We start from the raw sequence: 15,910 nt of genomic DNA on the forward strand, positions 1-15,910 counted from the left end.
CCGCCGCGGCGGCGCGCGGTCAGGATTGTTGCGCGGGTGCCGGCTGCTGTGGCGTCGCCGCGGCCGGTGCCGCCTGCGCGGCGGCCGCGTCGTCGGCGCGGTCGTGCAGGCCCTGCAGGTAGCTGCCCAGCGCCTTGATCTCCTGGTCGGTCAGCGGCTTGGCCACCTGCGCCATGATCTTGAACATCGTCGGATCGCGCTCCTGGGTGGTGCCGGCCTGGTATTCCTGCAGGCGCCGCGCCACGTAATCGGCGTGCTGGCCGCCCAGATGCGGATAGGCCGGACCCGGGTTGCCGGCGCCGGCCGGGCCGTGGCACGCCATGCACGCGGGAATGCCGCGGGTCGCGTCGCCGCCGCGATACAGCTGCTGGCCGACCTCGTAGAACTTCATGCCCGCGTAGGGACCGTCGGCGATCACCGCGTCGTCGGCGATGCCGGCGCCGGCCTTCTGCGTGGCGAAGTAGGCGCCGATGTCGCGCATGTCCTGCGCGCTCAGCGGCTGCACGAACGGCACCATCGCCGCGACCGCGCCGCTGGTGCGCTCGCCGTGGGCAATCAGCGCCATCTGCCGCGCGCTGTAGCGCTCCACCTGGCCGGCGATGCGCGGATACATGGCGATCGCGGGGTTGCCGTCCGCGCCATGGCAGGCGGCGCAGGCCGCCGCCTTGGCCTGGCCGGCCTTGGGGTCGCCCCAGGCGGCCTTGCCGATGTCGCCCTCCAACGGCGTGGTGCGCACCGGCGCGTGGTCGGGAATGGGAACCACCGAGGTCTGCGCGAACGCGACCGCGGCGGCGACAGAAACCGCTAGACCGGCAAAGGCAAGAACGCGAGCGTGGCGCATTGCTGAAGCTCCGTATGACCCGACCCCGCGGCTGCCGGACGGCGACCGCACTCGCGCGATTATCGGCATGCGGCGGCCCGGCGGTCAACGAAGCCCGCCCGGGGCTCTGGACGTGCGATCCTAGAGGGATGTCGCTGATCCTCGAACGTGCCCACTATCTGTTGTCCGCCCACAATGCCCGCCAGTTGCCGGACGACGGCGGCTGGGAAGTGGCGTTCGCCGGCCGCTCCAACGCCGGCAAGTCCAGCGCGCTGAACGCGCTGACCCGGCAGAACGCCCTGGCCCGCGTGTCCAAGACGCCCGGCCGTACCCAGCAGCTGGTGTTCTTCCAGGTCCAGCCCGAGCGCTACCTGGTGGACCTGCCCGGTTACGGCTACGCCAAGGTGCCGCAGGAACTGCAGGCGCACTGGCAGAAGTTCATCGACACCTATTTCCGCACGCGCGAGGCCCTGCGCGGGCTGGTGGTGGTGATGGACATCCGCCATCCGCTGAAGGACTACGACCGGCAGATGCTGGGCTACGCCGCCCAGCGCGGGCTGCCCGCACACGCGCTGCTGACCAAGGCCGACAAGCTCGGCCGCGGCCAGCAGGGGCAGGTGCTGCAGCAGGTACGCAAGGAGCTGGCTAGCGCGTTCGGCGATACTGTCAGCGTGCAGGCATTTTCCGGCGAGAGCCGCCAGGGCGTGGACGAGTTGCGTGGCATCGTCGGCGGCTGGCTGGGGTTGGACACGGAGCCGACTGCCGCGGAGTGAGCGCGGCGGCGCTGGCGCCCAAGCTCCGCGAGACGCTTCGCGCCGGACCCTCACCCCAACCCCTCTCCCGATGGGAGAGGGGCTAGCCGCTGTTCCTTCTCCCATCGGGAGAAGGTGCCCCGAAGGGGCGGATGAGGGTACGGGCGCAGCCTCGTGCACTCGAACTCCGCGGGACGCTTCGCGCCGGACCCTCACCCCAACCCCTCTCCCGATGGGAGAGGGGCTTTGGCCTCTTCCTTCTCCCTCCGGGACCATGGCCCCCTTTTCGGGGGAAGGTGGCCCGCAGGGCCGGATGAGGGTACGGGCCAATCAAGGCGCCGCCGGCAACGGCGAGAACTCCGCCGGCACCCAGGCGAATGCCTCGCCCTCGCGACGCACGTGGCCCAGTCCCGGGAACGGCAGATGCGCGCCGGCTACCCACCAGCCGTGGTCCGCGGCCTGCGCCAGCATGCGCTTGCGCGCGGCGATCGCCGCGGCGCGGTCGCTGTCGGCCTCGAACGACGCCTGCGGCTGCGCGAACTGCACCGCGTGGTAGTGCACCAGATCGCCCCACACCAGCAGTTGCTGCCCCGCACCACCGTCGAAGCGGTACGACACGTGCCCGGGCGTGTGTCCGTGGGTATCCAGCGCCACCGCGCCGCCGGGCAGCGCATCGCCGGGACGGAAACGGCGCAGCCGCTGCGCGGCCTGGTACGGCGCCACCGCCGCCCGCGCCAGCGGGAAGGCGAAGCGCAGTGCCTGCGGCGCCCCGGCCTCGCTGGCCGGGTCCAGCCAGTACGCCGCGTCGGCGGCGCTCAGCCACACCGTCGCCTTGGGATAGGCGGGCTGGCCCTGTGCGTCCAGCAGGCCGCACAGGTGATCGGGATGGGCGTGGGTCAGCAGCACGTCGTCGACCTGCTCTGGCGCATAGCCGGCCGCGCGCAGGTTGGCCAGCACCTGGCCGAGGCCAGGGCCGAAACAGGTCGCGGTACCGGTATCGACCAGGGTGAGGTGCGTGCCGTCCTGGATCAGATAAGCGTTGACCGCGGTCTGCAGGCCCTTGTCGTTCTCCGGCACATAGCGGTGGTCGAGCAGGCGTGCGATCGCCTGCGGCGGAATGTTCGCCAGTTCCGCGCGCGACAGCGCCACGGTGCCGTCGAACAGGGCGGTGACCCGCAAGCGGCCGATCGCCTGGCGATAGACGCCGGGCACCTGCGTCTGGGCGCTGGCCGGCGCGGCGGCATGAGCGGGTGATGGCAGCGTCAGCGCCGCGCTGGCGCTCATGGCCAGTGCGCACAGCGCGCGCAACGGGAACACGGACATGGGATTTCCTGGCAATGCGGCAGGCGCCGCGGTACCAGAATGCTGCGACGGTCCCGCTGCGCGATTCGCTCATTCCGCTGCGCGCGGCGCTCAATGCCGACGTGGCTCAGTTGCCGATGCTGGCAGGATCCAGGCCATAGCGCTGCTGGAAGCGTTGGCTGAAGCTGCGCACCGAGCGGTAACCGGCGTGCGCGGCGACCGTCTTCAATGGCCAGCGCGTGGTGTACAGCAGTTGCATCGCGTGCGCCAGGCGCGCATCGGTGAGCAGTTCGCGCAACGACGTGCGTTCGCCGGCCAGGTGCCGACGCAGGGTCGCGCCGCTGAAGCCCAGGCGCTCCTCGATGTCGCGCGAACGCCAGTTGCGTTGTGGCTGCGCGGCGATCAGATCGCGCACCTGCGCGGCCACGCTCGGCGCCGGCGGCAGCAGCAGGCCACCGTGGCCGCGCCGGCACAGCGCCAGCACCAGGGTCGCCAGCGCCAGCCGCGCCTCGGTGTAGCGGCCGTCCTGCAGCGCCTGCCGCCATTGCAGCAGGGTGCTGCCGAACTCCTCGGCGCGCAGACGCGCCAGTTCCGCGCCGGCGGCGGGCAGAGGCTCGTTCCACAGCAATCGGGCGGCGCTCAGCGCTTCCTCGCACAGCGGCACCAGCACGCTCAGGTACAGGCCGCTGTGCGGATCCGGGATGTTGACCACATCGATGCGGCAGCGCCGCGTCACCAGGAACAGGTCGCCCGGTACGAAGTCCAGGGCCTGTGTCGCGGTGCGCACCTGCTTGCGTCCCTGCAGCAGGATCGCCAGGTGCGGCTGCGGGATCTCCACCGAGCGCGCGCCGTGTTCGCGGCGCGCGGTGATGCAGGCGTAGCCCTCAGCCTGCGTGCAGTCGGCCAGGCTGGCCAGGCGCGCCAGCAGCAAAGCGTCGGGGGAAGTCGTGTCGGCCATGGCCGGTGATGCTAGCGCAGCGGCGGTCGCGTCCGCTCAGACATGCACGCCGAACACACGGCCGATCGCGCCGCTGGCGAGCATCGCCGCCGCGCCCCAGAACACCACCCGCACCGCGCCGCGCAGGCCCGAGGCGCCGCCGGCACGCGCGGCCAGCGCGCCGGTCAGCGACAGGCCGATCAGGGTCGCCGCGCCGGTCACCCACAGTTGCCGGCCGTCCGGCGCCAGCCAGGCGGCCACGATCGGCAGCGCCGCGCCGGTACAGAACGCCGCCGCCGATGCGGCCGCCGCCTGCAGCGGACGCGCACGCAGGCTCTCGGTGATGCCGAGTTCGTCGCGCGCGTGCGCGCCCAGCGCATCGTGCGCGGTCAACTGCTCGGCGACCTGGCGGGCCAGGCCGGGGTCCAGCCCGCGCTGGCGATAGATCGCGGTGAGTTCGTCCAGTTCGCTCTGCGGGTCCTCGTGCAGCTCGCGGCGTTCCAGCGCCAGGTCGGCGCGCTCGGTGTCGGCCTGCGATTGCACCGACACGTATTCGCCGGCGGCCATCGACATCGCGCCGGCGACCAGGCCGGCGATGCCGGTGGTCAGCACCGTGGCCGCCGACGCGCCGCTGCTGGCGACGCCGACCACCAGGCCGGCCACGGACAGGATGCCGTCGTTGGCGCCGAGCACGGCCGCGCGCAGCCAGCCGGCGCGGTCGGTGCGATGGCGTTCGGAGTGGGTCGGGCGCATGGCGCTGCCTGCGGCGGAGCGGGAAGGAGACCGCAGCCTAGCCGAGCCGGCGCCGCGAACGCTTGCTGCGTCTCACTCTCGACGCCGTCAGTGGCGCGGCCATGGAATGCTGCAGTGCCGCCGGTAGCGACGCGGGCCCCGCCCCCGGCACGCTATAGTGCGGGCCTTGCGATGGCAGGGGATGGTCCCCACATCGCCTCACCCGCCGTGCGAGTCCTGCCCTTGTCGAGCCCCAGCCACGTTGCCGAGACGCCGATCACCGACCGCGCCGAACTGGTCGAGGTGCTTGCCTCCGGAGAAAAACCCGAAGCGCAGTGGCGCATCGGCACCGAGCACGAGAAGTTCGGCTTCCGGCTGGACGACCTGCGGCCGCCGACCTTCGACGGCGAGCGCGGCATCGAGGCCTTGCTGCTGGGCCTGACCCGCTTCGGCTGGGAGCCGGTGCGCGAAGCCGGGCACACCATCGCCCTGCTGCGCGATGGCGCCTCGGTGACGCTGGAGCCGGCCGGCCAGTTGGAACTGTCCGGCGCGCCGCTGCCGACCATCCACGACACCTGCGTCGAAGTGGGCAGCCACCTCAACGAGGTCAAGCAGGTCGCCGACGAACTGGGCCTGGGCTTCCTCGGCATGGGCTTCCAGCCGAAGTGGCGCCGCGACGAGATGCCATGGATGCCCAAGGGCCGCTACAAGATCATGCAGGCGTACATGCCCAAGGTCGGTTCGCTCGGCCTGGACATGATGACCCGCACCTGCACGGTGCAGGTCAACCTGGATTACGCCAGCGAAGCGGACATGATCAGGAAGTTCCGCGTGTCGCTGGCGCTGCAGCCGATCGCCACCGCGCTGTTCGCCGACTCGCCGTTCGCCGAGGGCAAGCCCAACGGCTACCTCAGCTACCGCTCGCATATCTGGACCGACACCGACGCCGACCGCACCGGCATGCTCGACTTCGTGTTCGAGGACGGCTTCGGCTACGAGCGCTACGTCGATTACCTGCTCGACGTGCCGATGTACTTCTCCTACCGCGATGGCACCTACATCGACGCCAGCGGGCAGAGCTTCCGCGATTTCCTGCAGGGCAAGTTGCCGGCGTTGCCCGGTGCGTTGCCGACGCTGCGCGACTGGTCCGACCACATGACCACCGCTTTCCCGGAAGTGCGCCTGAAGAAGTACCTGGAAATGCGCGGCGCCGACGCCGGTCCGTGGGGCCGGCTGTGCGCGCTGTCGGCGTTCTGGGTCGGCCTGCTGTACGACGATGCGGCGCTGGGCGCGGCCTGGGACCTGGTCAAGGATTTCAGCCTGGTCGAACGCCACGCGCTGCGCGACGGGGTGCCGAAGCAGGCGCTGAAGCTGCCGTTCCGCAACGGCACCGTGCAGGACCTGGCTGCCGAGGCGGTGAAGATCGCCCTGTCCGGCCTGCGCCGGCGCGCGCGCCTGAACCGCGACGGCCAGGACGAATCGCGCTTCCTCGAACCGCTGGTGGAAATCCTGCATGGCGGCGAGACCGCGGCCGAGCGCAAGCTGGCGCTGTACCACGGCGCCTGGCAGGGCGACATCGACCACGTGTTCCGCGAGTTCGCGTACTGAGTGCAGCGGCCCGCCCGCAGGCCAGCAGAACGATGACCGCGATCGGTGACATGGCGGGCCTGTTCCAGGACGAGCCGAGCAGATGGGGCGGCCGTGGCGATCCGTATCTGTGGGAAGAGATGGCGTCGACCCTGGCCGGCGTGCCGTTGCCGGCGACGGCCACGCAGTGCGAGGCGCTGCTCGCCGACACCTTCGCGCGCCTGGTCGGCACGGCGCTGGACGACGCATCCGTCGAGTCGGTCTTCGTGCCGCGCCTCAGCCATGGCGGCATGTCCTCGGGATACGTCAGCCTGGTGTTCTGGCGGGCGACCGCACTGCCGCTGCTGCTGTCGCGTCATGCCGAGGCTGTGGCGCAGCGACGTGCGGGTGCCATAGCGCCGCAAACGCCGCCATGGTGGCGACGGCTATGGCCTTCGCGCTAGACACCTAGCCGCCCATCCGCGCCCTGGGCACGCCCCAGGCCGGGCAGCCGCGCGCCGCTTGCGGCGTCGTTGCAGGAATGGATGGCGGCGGGAAGCCCGCTTTTGCTATAGCGTCTTCGTTTAGCGTTGGTTGGCGTGAAGCGGGTGACTTTGGACTGCTCAGTGGCCTGGTGCATCGCCGAGAGGGCTGGAGATCGGTGCATTCCAATGCATTCTTGCAGGGCGGATACTAGGAACTGAAGTTTTTCTAGCGGTCCCTGGGGGGAGCTATGGCGGGACATGAGGTTGTGTGCACGAGTTGTGGGGAGGTGCATCAGGGGTTGCCGACGGATCGGGGCTTTGGATTGCCGGATGAGGTCTTCGCGCTGTCCTATCTGGACGCCTACCGCCGTGTCCGTTCCAACGCCGATCTGTGCACGCTGGACGAGCGGAGATTCTTTATTCGGGGCGTCCTGGAAATTCCGTTTCTGTATCGGGAAGACGCATTTGCCTGGGGGCTTTGGGCCGAGGTGTCGAAGCAGGATCACGACTTATATGTGAACAGCTTCAATGACGCGTCGGCGCAAGGTAGGGTGTTTTCGGGAGCGCTCGCCAATGCCATTCCCGGTGTGAACGATACCGTGGGGCTGCTTGTTTCGATCGAGTTCCAGGATCCGGCGAGCCGTCCCACGTTTGTCTTTCCATCATCCGCAGACCATGTGCTTGCCGTGGATCAGCGAAATGGCATCAATGAGGCGCAGCACCACCGGATGCTGGAGTTGTGCGGGCATTTCAAGGGCTCTCGACGTATGGACGTCGCTCAGCAGGCTTCTTCTTGGGAGGTCGCACCAACTGGGGAAGGCGCAGGGCGTTTGGTGTCTCGCAATCCGGAAAGTGCCGCGATCACGTCTTGGCACTTCTACAAGAATGCCGCAGGCTTCTTCGGCTTTGTGTCTCTTTTCGTCTATTGCGGCATTCTGCTCGCGCTTGGACCAGCTTCAGGCGCGGTGTTGTTCATCGCATTGGGAATGCTTGCCACCTTGTTGATATCGGTGCGGTCGGGCAAACGGCTCCTGCTGCTCCGGCGCATGCGGATGGCGCAACGTCGATAGCGCTTTGCATCGGCTGGCCTGGTTTGCGGCCCCGCGTCTTCCATTGACGCGCCTGAATGGTGATGACGGCGGCCACGGGGCAGGCGACAATGCCGCATTCGTCTTCAGGGGGGACGTCATGCACCAAGCGCAGCCGCGATCCAGCTTTGTCACGATCCTGGCTTGGATCTTCATCGCACTCTCGGGTTTCGGCACAGTGGTCGGCACCATGCAGGTCTTCGTTGTGTTCGTCATGTTCGATCACGTGCAGTTTGCCGATGCGGTGCAGAGGCTTCCGCCAGGCATGCCGCCGACGATTGCCTTCATTTTTTCCAACTTTCGTTGGTTGTTTCTTGGAACTGCGCTGTTTTCAGTGTGGACCCTGGCGAGTTCGATCGGGCTTCTGCGACGGATGAGTTGGGCGCGGTGGTGTTTCATCGCGGCCATGTTGCTGGTGATCGCGTGGAACCTGGGCGGCGCGGTCGTGCAGGTGCAGATGATCGCCTTCATGCAGAAGCAGCTCGCTGTTGCGCAGATGCACGGCGCGCCGGACATGCAGCCGATGCTGTGGGCCATGTCGGCGATCGGCGCGGTCTTTGCTGTGGCTTTCGTCGCCCTGCATGGCTGGATCATCGCGCGCTTGCTTTCACGGCCTGTCGCTGCAGAGTTTCGGCGTTCATTGCCGACGATGGGCAGCAGCGGCGCGCCACCGATGCGTTGATCTGCAGTTTTCGGGTTTTGCAGTCAATGGTGCTTCAGGCAAATAAGGGGGACTCCATGGTGCGTGCGGACTGGTTCGAATCGAAATGGCGATGGCTAAGGCGATTCGCGGTCGCCGCTGGATTGGGAAGCGTGCTCATCGTCGCTGGCTGGAGCGCAGAGCGCGAGGTGATTGTCGCTGTCGGAGGGCTGCTGGTGGTGCCGCTCCTGCTCTGGCTGTTCATCATTCCGATCCTGCATTGGAAGGATCGCTATGTGGGCGAACGCAGTGGCGCGTGGGGTGCACTGCTGGTCTTGGAGACTTCAAACTGGTCGAAAATGCTCTATTGGTATCGACATGTGTTGCCCGATTGGCGGCGTACGGGGCGCTATGAGCATGTGCCGTGATGACCGTGTCGGCTATATGAGAGTGTTGCCTTCTACGCTCGGCCAGAGACTTCACGACCAGACATGCGCGATGCGCTGTCGCTCGTCGAGTCGCTTTGCAATGCGCGCACTTCGCATCGTTCGCAGTCGCCTTGCCGCCTGTCTTGCAGCGCGCAGCGGTTCTCGGTGCCATCGTGGCGGCAGGGCCGGTGTTCTGAGCGTGTTGCTCGGCTGCATGGCATCCGCGCATGCGACCAGCCAATGCCCCGCCGACGTTGGTCCCAAGGATCCGCTCATCGATCTGCTCGGATGGGCGGTGGTCGCCAGCGGCGTGGTGCTGGGCGGCTGGCTGTGCGTGCACGTGGTGCGGCGTTCGCGCGGGCTGCGCCGATGGCGACGGGTGGCGGTCGTGCTGGCCGGCGTCGTGGCGATGCTGCTGCTATGGGGTGGCGGCCTGGTGCTGGCGATTGCGTGGTTCTTCATGCGGTGCTAACACTGCCGGCCTCGGTGCGTGCGCGCCGGGTCCGCGGTCCGCGGAGCCACGGGCCACGCCAGCAGGGGACACCGATGACCGATCCGTACAATTCCTCGCCGCCGCGTGCGGCGGTCTCGCCACTGAACGATGCGATGGTGACCACCGCGCTGGAACTTCCCGGCCACCGGATCGTGCGCAATCTGGGCATCGTGCGCGGCATCACCGTGCGCTCGCGCTCCATCGTCGGCAATTTCCTCGGCGGGCTGCAGACGCTGTTCGGCGGCAACATCACCATCTATACCGAGCTGTGCGAGCAGGCGCGCCTGGAGACCTATCGGGACATGCTGCAGCACGCGCGGCAGATGGGCGGCAACGCCATCGTCGCGGTGCGCTACGACGCCACCGAGCTGATGGCCGGCCTGACCGAAGTGCTGTGCTATGGCACGGCCGTGGTCGTCGAGCCGAACCAGCGCTGAGTCGATCGGCGTACGGCGGAACGCGGCGCGCCCGGCTCAGCCACCGACCGCCTGGCACGGCAGCCGCACGCTGACCCGCAGGCCGCCCTCTGGGCGGTTGTCCAGGGCGATCTGGCCGCCATGCGCCAGCACGATGCTGTGCGCCACCGACAGGCCCAGGCCGATGCCGCCGGTGTCGCGGTTGCGCGAGTTCTCGCCGCGGAAGAACGGCAGGAACAGCTTCTCGCGCTGTGCGGGATCGATGCCGGGGCCGTCGTCGTCGATCCACAGCACGCATTCGCCGGCCTCGTGACGCAGTTGCAGGCGCGCACGCTTGCCGTACTTCAGCGCGTTCTCCACCAGGTTCATCACCATGCGCCGCAGCGACAGCGGATCGCCGTCGAGGGTGATGGCGTCGCCGAGCAGCAGCACCACGTCCGCGCCGGTGTCGCTGGCGTCGTCCACGACGCTTTCCACCAGCAGGCGGAAATCCAGCGGCGAGCGGGTGCCGCGGCGGCTGTCGTTGTGGATGAAGTCCAGCGCCGCTGAGATCATCGCCTTCATCTCGTCGATGTCGGCCATGGTCTTCTCGCGCAGCGGCGGTTGCAGGGTCTCCAGGCGGAACGCCAGTCGCGCCAACGGCGTGCGCAGGTCGTGGGCGATCGCCGCGACCATGTGCGTGCGCTCGTTGATCAGCCGGTTCAGGCGCGCCTGCATCGCGTTGAACGAATCGGCCGCCTGCACGATCTCGCTGGGGCCGCTGCGCCGCAGCGGCTGCGCATCGGGATTGCGGCCGAGCTGGTCGGCCGCCTCGGCGAAGCGCCGGATCGGCGCCGACAGTGCGCGCGAGAACCACCAGGCCAGCGGCAGCATCGCCAGCATGCCGACCAGGAACAGCATCACCACCTGGGTCTTGAATTCGTTGGAGAACCGCCGCGGCGGCGACATCACGCTGCGCCAGTGCCCGTCGGGCTGGCGCAGGGCCGCGGTGAAACCGTCCAGCAGCGGTACCGCCGGTGCGAAGCCGCGTTCGCGCCACCCCACGGCGCGCATGGTCGCGCCGAAGGCGCCATTGCGCGGTGCCTCGCCCGGCGCGGGCGGCGGCTCCAGCGGCGGCGGTTGCTGCGCGGTGGCTGGGGGCGCCACCTCCGCGGGTGCGGGGACGTCGTCGTCGGCGGCCATGGCATGCGGTGGCGGCGGCGGGCGTTCGCCCAGGCGCAGGCGCAGGCGTTCCAGGCGGCCGTCGCTGTTGCGGTAGAAGCGCACCTGGTCCGGCGCCACTTCCAGCCAGTGCGCCATCAGCCGTTCCACGTTGCGGTCGCGCACCTGGTCGCGCGCCGGCAGCGGCGCATGGGCGGTGTCCTGCACCTTGAGGGTCTGGGTGCCGGCCGGCATGCGCGTGCTGAGCAGGGCGATCACTTCCGGCGGATGCACCGGCATCTCGTAGACCGGCGTGCGCAGCACCAGGGCGATGCCGATCAGCTGCGCGGTGAGCAGCGCCACCACCAGCAGCAGGAAGGCGCGGGCGAAGATCGGCACGCCGCGGCGGGCGCGCGTGGGCCCGCTCACAGGCGGGCGACGCTCGGCAGCAGCATGTAGCCCTCGTTGCGCACGGTACGGATCAGTTCGGTCTGCACGCGCTCGTTGATCTTGCGGCGCAGGCGGCTGATCTGGCTGTCGATGGCGCGGTCGTAGACCTCGGTATCGCGGCCGCGCGCGTAGTCGAGCAGCTGGTCGCGGCTGAGCACGCGCTGCGGGTGCTCGACGAAGGTGCGCAGCAGCGCGAACTCGCCGTCGGAGAGATTGATGAAGATGCCGGTGGGATCGCGCAGGTCGCGGCGGATCACGTCCAGCCGCCAGCCGGCGAACTCGTAGACGTTGCCGCGCGCTTCCGGCGGCAGCGTCGCCGCCTGGCTGCGCCGCAGCAGGGCGCGCACCCGCGCCAGCAGCTCGCGCGGATTGCACGGCTTGGCCAGGTAGTCGTCGGCGCCGACCTCCAGGCCGATGATGCGGTCGGTGTCGCTGCCCAGCGCGCTGAGCATGATCACCGCCGGCGCGCCGCGCTCGCTGGCGAGCTGGCGGGCGGCGCTGAGGCCGTCCTCGCCGGGCATCATCACGTCCAGGATCACCAGGTCCGGCTGGCGCTCGGCCATCCGCAGGCGCATCTCCGCCACGGTCTCGGCGGTGTCCACCTGATAGCCGTGGTCGCTCAGGAACTCGCTGATGAGTCGGCGCAGATCCGGATCGTCGTCGACGACCAGAATGAAGGATTTCATGTCCACGATCTTGAAGGGCGGCCACACGGGGATTCGCCCAGTCTAGACGTGGCCGCGGCTGCCTGGAACTGGGGGCGGGCAGGGACGTGGCCACCGGCACCGGGGCCCGCGCATGAACGCATGGCCATCATAGGCAGCACCGGCGGCGCCAACATGGCGGTTTCGTGTCCTGGGCCGACACGCATTGCCATGCGCCGGCACCCGCGCGGCGGGGCGTCCGGCCGCGCCCGGGTCGGCCAGGATGGGTGGAGTAGCGGCGCGGGCGTTTTCTTTTTCCGATGGCAGGAATACTATCCCCCAGTATAGTTCCCGAGTCCCCGCCACATGCCGCACGCCCCGCACGAAAAGAAGCGCGTCCTCGCCCGTATCCGCCGCCTGCGCGGCCAGACCGAGGCGTTGGAACGCGCGCTGGAGGAGGGGACGGACTGCGCTGCTGTGCTGCAGCAAATCGCCGCCATCCGCGGCGCGGTCAACGGCCTGATGTCGGAAGTGATGCAGGCGCATGTCCGCGATGAATTCGGCCATGCCGCCACCTCCGATGCGCAGCGCGCCGCGCGCGTGCGCGAGATGGCCATGCTGGTCCGCTCCTACCTCAAATGATCCCCACCCCACGCCCATTCCGTCAGCCAGGAGAAATCGCATGAAGTCCCGAGCCGCCGTCGCTTTCGAAGCAGGCAAACCGCTGCAGATCGTGGAGATCGATGTCGAACCGCCGCGCCAGGGCGAAGTGCTGGTGCGCATCACCCATACCGGCGTGTGCCATACCGACGCGTTCACGCTGTCCGGCGACGATCCGGAAGGCATTTTCCCGGCGGTGCTCGGCCATGAGGGCGGCGGCATCGTCGAGGCGGTGGGCGAGGGCGTGACCAGCGTCAAGGTCGGCGACCACGTGATCCCGCTGTACACGGCCGAGTGCCGCAAGTGCAAGTTCTGCCTGTCCGGCAAGACCAATCTGTGTCAGGCGGTGCGCGCCACCCAGGGCAAGGGCCTGATGCCCGACGGCACCACCCGCTTCTCCTACAACGGCCAGCCGATCTACCACTACATGGGCTGCAGCACCTTCAGCGAGTACACGGTGGTGCCGGAGATCTCGCTGGCCGTGGTCAACCCCGAGGCGCCGCTGGAGAAGGTGTGCCTGCTCGGCTGCGGCGTCACCACCGGCATCGGTGCGGTGCACAACACGGCCAAGGTGAAGGAGGGCGACAGCGTCGCGGTGTTCGGCCTCGGCGGCATCGGCCTGGCGGTGATCCAGGGCGCGGTGCAGGCCAAGGCCGGGCGCATCCTGGCCATCGACACCAATCCGGGCAAGTTCGAGCTGGCGCGCAGCATGGGCGCCACCGACTGCATCAACCCGAAGGACTACAGCAAGCCGATCCAGGAAGTCATCGTCGAGCTGACCGACGGCGGCGTGGACTTCAGTTTCGAGTGCATCGGCAACGTGCACGTGATGCGCTCGGCGCTGGAGTGCTGCCACAAGGGCTGGGGCGAGAGCGTCATCATCGGCGTGGCCGGCGCCGGCCAGGAAATCAGCACGCGCCCGTTCCAGCTGGTCACCGGCCGCGTCTGGCGCGGCAGCGCCTTCGGCGGGGTCAAGGGCCGCACCCAGTTGCCGGGCATGGTGGAGCAGGCGATGCACGGCGAGATCGACCTCGATCCGTTCATCACCCACACCCTGCCGCTGGACGAGATCAACGAAGCCTTCCACCTGATGCACGAGGGCAAGTCGATCCGCACCGTCATCCACTTCTGACCGCAGGTCAGTCCGGCGCGCGGCCGTTTCCGCGCATTGCAGCGACGCAACGAACCCGGGAGGGGGCAAGATGAGTACTGTGACGATTCATCCGTCGGTGGATGCCGGCGTGCGTGCCGGCGCGGAGCATTTCCAGGGCGGTACCCTGGAATGCCATTGCGCCAGCGACAAGGTGGTGGTGGAAGTGGGCGCGCAGACCGCGCACAACCACGCCTGCGGCTGTACCAAGTGCTGGAAGCCGAAGGGCGCGACCTTCTCGGTGGTGGCGGTGGTGTCGCGCGACAAGGTCAAGGTGACGGCGCACGAAGAGAAGCTGAAGGTGGTGGACGAGAGCGCGACCATCCGCCGTCACGCCTGCACCGGTTGCGGCGTGCACATGTACGGCCGCATCGAGAACACCGAGCATCCGTTCTACGGCCTGGATTTCGTGCATACGGAACTGTCGCCGCAGCAGGGCTGGTCGGCGCCGGGCTTCGCCGCCTTCGTGTCGTCGATCATCGAGAGCGGCACGCGTCCGGAGGCGATGGACGGGGTGCGCAACCGCCTGCGCGAACTGAAGCTGGAACCGTACGACTGCCTGTCGCCGCCGCTGATGGACGCGATCTCCACCCACGTGGCGCGCAAGAACGGCGTGCTGCACTGAAGCCCGCTGTCGCGCGCGTCGCCGGTCGATGCGTCGCGGCACCCCGCCTGCGGCCGGTCGCGGCCGCAGGCCCTCTTCCCGGAACTGCCCATGGAACGTATCGAACACCACGCCTGCTGCGGCGGCTGGCAGGACGTCTATCGCCACGACTCGGCCGTGCTCGGCTGCCCCATGCAGGTGGCCGTGTACCTGCCGCCGCAGGCCGAGCACACCACGCTGCCGGTGCTGTACTGGCTCAGCGGCCTGACCTGCACCGAGCAGAACTTCATCACCAAGGCCGGTGCGCAGCGCTATGCGGCCGAGCATGGCGTGATCCTGGTCGCGCCCGACACCAGCCCGCGCGGCGAGAGCGTCGCCGACGCCGAGGGTTACGACCTGGGCAAGGGCGCCGGCTTCTACGTCAACGCCACCCAGGCGCCGTGGGACGCGCACTACCGCATGTACGACTACGTGGTGCAGGAACTGCCGGCGCTGATCGAGGCGCAGTTCCCGCACAACGGCCGCCGCGCGATCAGCGGGCATTCGATGGGCGGCCACGGCGCCCTGGTGATCGCGCTGAAGAATCCCGGCCGCTACCGCAGCGTGTCGGCGTTCTCGCCGATCGTGGCGCCCACGCAGGTGCCGTGGGGCGAGAAGGCCTTCACCGCCTACCTGGGCGAGGACCGCGCGCAGTGGCAGGCCTACGACGCCAGCGTGCTGATCGGCAGCGCCAGCGAGCGCCTGCCGCTGCTGGTCGACCAGGGCGGCGGCGACGAGTTCCTCGACAAGCAGTTGCGCCCGCAGCTGTTGCAGGCCGCCGCCGACGCCGCCGGCTATCCGCTGACCCTGCGCGTGCAGCCCGGCTACGACCACAGCTACTACTTCATCGGCAGCTTCATCGGCGAGCACATCGCCTTCCACGCGCGCGCCCTGCAGGACTGAGCGCGGTTTGCCGGCGGCCGCGCGCGACGCGGGCCGCCGGGCAGGGGGCCGTGCGTTGCGCGGCCGGTCGCATAACCAGCCTTCTCCGCTGTCGTCCCTGGCAGTGCTTTTCGGTGCAGGCGCGACTGCACTCGAGTGACGCAGGCAGCTGCTTGCCTGCCGCGCCCATGACAGGCCGGTGACCGCGACGACCGCGACGTGGCCGGTCTCGTAAACAAACACGGGTGCCGCACCGCCCGACCTGCGGTTGTGCGATCGCGTTCGCGCCTGCTGAGACCGGCGCTGGCTAGATTCCGCAGGGTTCGCCCTCGCCACGTCCCTGGATCGGAGCCGCGCCATGTCTTGCCGTCGCATCCTGCTGCTCCCCTGGCCGCGCTGGCGCAGTCCGCTCAGCCCCGTGGCGATGCTCGCCTGCACCCTGGTCGGCGCCTGCGTGGCGCTGGCGATCGGCGCGGCAACGCCGTAGCGCACGCCGCGACTGGCTATCGTCGATCGCGGTCACGCCGTTGCGCCGGATGCGGCCGTTGCGGTCGTGTCGCATGGGGGGGGGCGATCGCCGTGATGGGCCGACGTGCATGTGGAGTTGCATGCACGGCGTCGCTCGGAGGCGGCCCAGGGCGCCTTGCAGGCGCGGTGCGAGCAAGCGCTGGTAGCGAACTTC

General features: G+C 69.1%; 18 protein-coding genes and 2 pseudogenes. 13 read left to right on the forward strand and 7 right to left on the reverse strand.

From position 1 onward, the window contains the following. Window positions 1-19: 19 nt before the first annotated feature. On the reverse strand, window positions 20-841 hold the full coding sequence (locus RAB70_RS07700; protein ID WP_026143360.1) for a c-type cytochrome: 822 nt from the start codon (window positions 839-841) through the stop codon (window positions 20-22). A 128-nt stretch (window positions 842-969) separates the two neighbouring features. Here RAB70_RS07700 and yihA point away from each other — a divergent pair, with 128 nt between their 5' ends. Continuing rightward, a complete protein-coding gene (gene yihA / locus RAB70_RS07705) occupies window positions 970-1,593 on the forward strand; it encodes a ribosome biogenesis GTP-binding protein YihA/YsxC (protein WP_148828328.1) in 624 nt (207 codons plus the stop codon). 309 nt (window positions 1,594-1,902) lie between these two features. Here yihA and RAB70_RS07710 read toward each other — a convergent pair whose 3' ends face one another. The 3 genes from RAB70_RS07710 to RAB70_RS07720 all read right to left on the reverse strand — a co-directional run bounded on the left by RAB70_RS07710 (window position 1,903) and on the right by RAB70_RS07720 (window position 4,564). Continuing rightward, a complete protein-coding gene (locus RAB70_RS07710; protein WP_148828327.1) occupies window positions 1,903-2,895 on the reverse strand; it encodes an MBL fold metallo-hydrolase in 993 nt (330 codons plus the stop codon). Between the two features lie 106 nt (window positions 2,896-3,001). Continuing rightward, on the reverse strand, window positions 3,002-3,832 hold the full coding sequence (locus tag RAB70_RS07715; RefSeq protein ID WP_148828326.1) for a helix-turn-helix transcriptional regulator: 831 nt from the start codon (window positions 3,830-3,832) through the stop codon (window positions 3,002-3,004). Between the two features lie 36 nt (window positions 3,833-3,868). Continuing rightward, the gene (locus RAB70_RS07720) at window positions 3,869-4,564 is read right to left on the reverse strand and encodes a VIT family protein (protein WP_148828325.1); all 696 of its coding nucleotides are present in this window, start codon (window positions 4,562-4,564) and stop codon (window positions 3,869-3,871) included. Window positions 4,565-4,786: 222 nt separating this feature from the next. Between RAB70_RS07720 and RAB70_RS07725 the strand changes: the two genes are divergently transcribed. From RAB70_RS07725 to RAB70_RS07755, 7 genes are all read left to right on the forward strand, one after another. Continuing rightward, on the forward strand, window positions 4,787-6,151 hold the full coding sequence (locus RAB70_RS07725) for a glutamate--cysteine ligase (RefSeq protein ID WP_148828324.1): 1,365 nt from the start codon (window positions 4,787-4,789) through the stop codon (window positions 6,149-6,151). A 50-nt stretch (window positions 6,152-6,201) separates the two neighbouring features. Further along, window positions 6,202-6,573 carry a hypothetical protein gene (locus RAB70_RS07730; protein ID WP_265531399.1) on the forward strand — a complete coding sequence of 124 codons (372 nt, stop codon included), beginning with the start codon at window positions 6,202-6,204 and terminating at the stop codon, window positions 6,571-6,573. A gap of 308 nt (window positions 6,574-6,881) precedes the next feature. Beyond that, the gene (locus RAB70_RS07735; RefSeq protein WP_170268206.1) at window positions 6,882-7,664 is read left to right on the forward strand and encodes a DUF2199 domain-containing protein; all 783 of its coding nucleotides are present in this window, start codon (window positions 6,882-6,884) and stop codon (window positions 7,662-7,664) included. 4 nt (window positions 7,665-7,668) lie between these two features. After that, window positions 7,669-8,364: a hypothetical protein gene (locus RAB70_RS07740; protein WP_148828321.1), complete on the forward strand. Its 696-nt coding sequence runs from the start codon at window positions 7,669-7,671 to the stop codon at window positions 8,362-8,364. Between the two features lie 131 nt (window positions 8,365-8,495). Further along, entirely contained in the window at window positions 8,496-8,750 is a 255-nt protein-coding gene (locus RAB70_RS07745) for a hypothetical protein (protein ID WP_148828320.1), read from the forward strand. 199 nt (window positions 8,751-8,949) lie between these two features. Next, complete coding sequence (locus RAB70_RS07750; protein ID WP_225851582.1) at window positions 8,950-9,222, forward strand: hypothetical protein; 273 nt, start codon at window positions 8,950-8,952, stop codon at window positions 9,220-9,222. 74 nt (window positions 9,223-9,296) lie between these two features. Further along, a complete protein-coding gene (locus RAB70_RS07755) occupies window positions 9,297-9,680 on the forward strand; it encodes a YbjQ family protein (RefSeq protein ID WP_017912004.1) in 384 nt (127 codons plus the stop codon). Between the two features lie 36 nt (window positions 9,681-9,716). Here RAB70_RS07755 and RAB70_RS21330 read toward each other — a convergent pair. From RAB70_RS21330 to RAB70_RS07765, 3 genes and pseudogenes are all read right to left on the reverse strand, one after another. Beyond that, a pseudogene (locus RAB70_RS21330) lies at window positions 9,717-10,676 on the reverse strand (ATP-binding protein); the annotation flags it as partial. A 224-nt stretch (window positions 10,677-10,900) separates the two neighbouring features. Beyond that, window positions 10,901-11,228: pseudogene (locus RAB70_RS21335) on the reverse strand (two-component sensor histidine kinase); the annotation flags it as partial. Continuing rightward, the gene (locus RAB70_RS07765; protein WP_153750682.1) at window positions 11,225-11,935 is read right to left on the reverse strand and encodes a response regulator; all 711 of its coding nucleotides are present in this window, start codon (window positions 11,933-11,935) and stop codon (window positions 11,225-11,227) included. The pseudogene RAB70_RS21335 and the gene RAB70_RS07765, both read right to left, overlap by 4 nt. Before the next feature lie 324 nt (window positions 11,936-12,259). Between RAB70_RS07765 and RAB70_RS07770 the strand changes: the two genes are divergently transcribed. From RAB70_RS07770 to RAB70_RS07790, 5 genes are all read left to right on the forward strand, one after another. Beyond that, complete coding sequence (locus RAB70_RS07770) at window positions 12,260-12,535, forward strand: metal/formaldehyde-sensitive transcriptional repressor (RefSeq protein WP_017908003.1); 276 nt, start codon at window positions 12,260-12,262, stop codon at window positions 12,533-12,535. Window positions 12,536-12,575: 40 nt separating this feature from the next. Beyond that, window positions 12,576-13,685, forward strand: coding sequence for an S-(hydroxymethyl)glutathione dehydrogenase/class III alcohol dehydrogenase (locus RAB70_RS07775; RefSeq protein ID WP_017912530.1), 1,110 nt, complete (start codon window positions 12,576-12,578; stop codon window positions 13,683-13,685). Between the two features lie 70 nt (window positions 13,686-13,755). Continuing rightward, window positions 13,756-14,328 (forward strand): S-(hydroxymethyl)glutathione synthase, encoded by a 573-nt coding sequence (gene gfa / locus RAB70_RS07780; protein ID WP_148828318.1) that lies wholly within the window; start codon window positions 13,756-13,758, stop codon window positions 14,326-14,328. A 90-nt stretch (window positions 14,329-14,418) separates the two neighbouring features. Then, a complete protein-coding gene (gene fghA / locus RAB70_RS07785; RefSeq protein WP_148828317.1) occupies window positions 14,419-15,249 on the forward strand; it encodes an S-formylglutathione hydrolase in 831 nt (276 codons plus the stop codon). Window positions 15,250-15,586: 337 nt separating this feature from the next. After that, window positions 15,587-15,715: a hypothetical protein gene (locus RAB70_RS07790; protein WP_017908007.1), complete on the forward strand. Its 129-nt coding sequence runs from the start codon at window positions 15,587-15,589 to the stop codon at window positions 15,713-15,715. Window positions 15,716-15,910: the final 195 nt, after the last annotated feature.

The organism is Xanthomonas sontii, assembly GCF_040529055.1.
Lineage (GTDB): Bacteria > Pseudomonadota > Gammaproteobacteria > Xanthomonadales > Xanthomonadaceae > Xanthomonas_A > Xanthomonas_A sontii.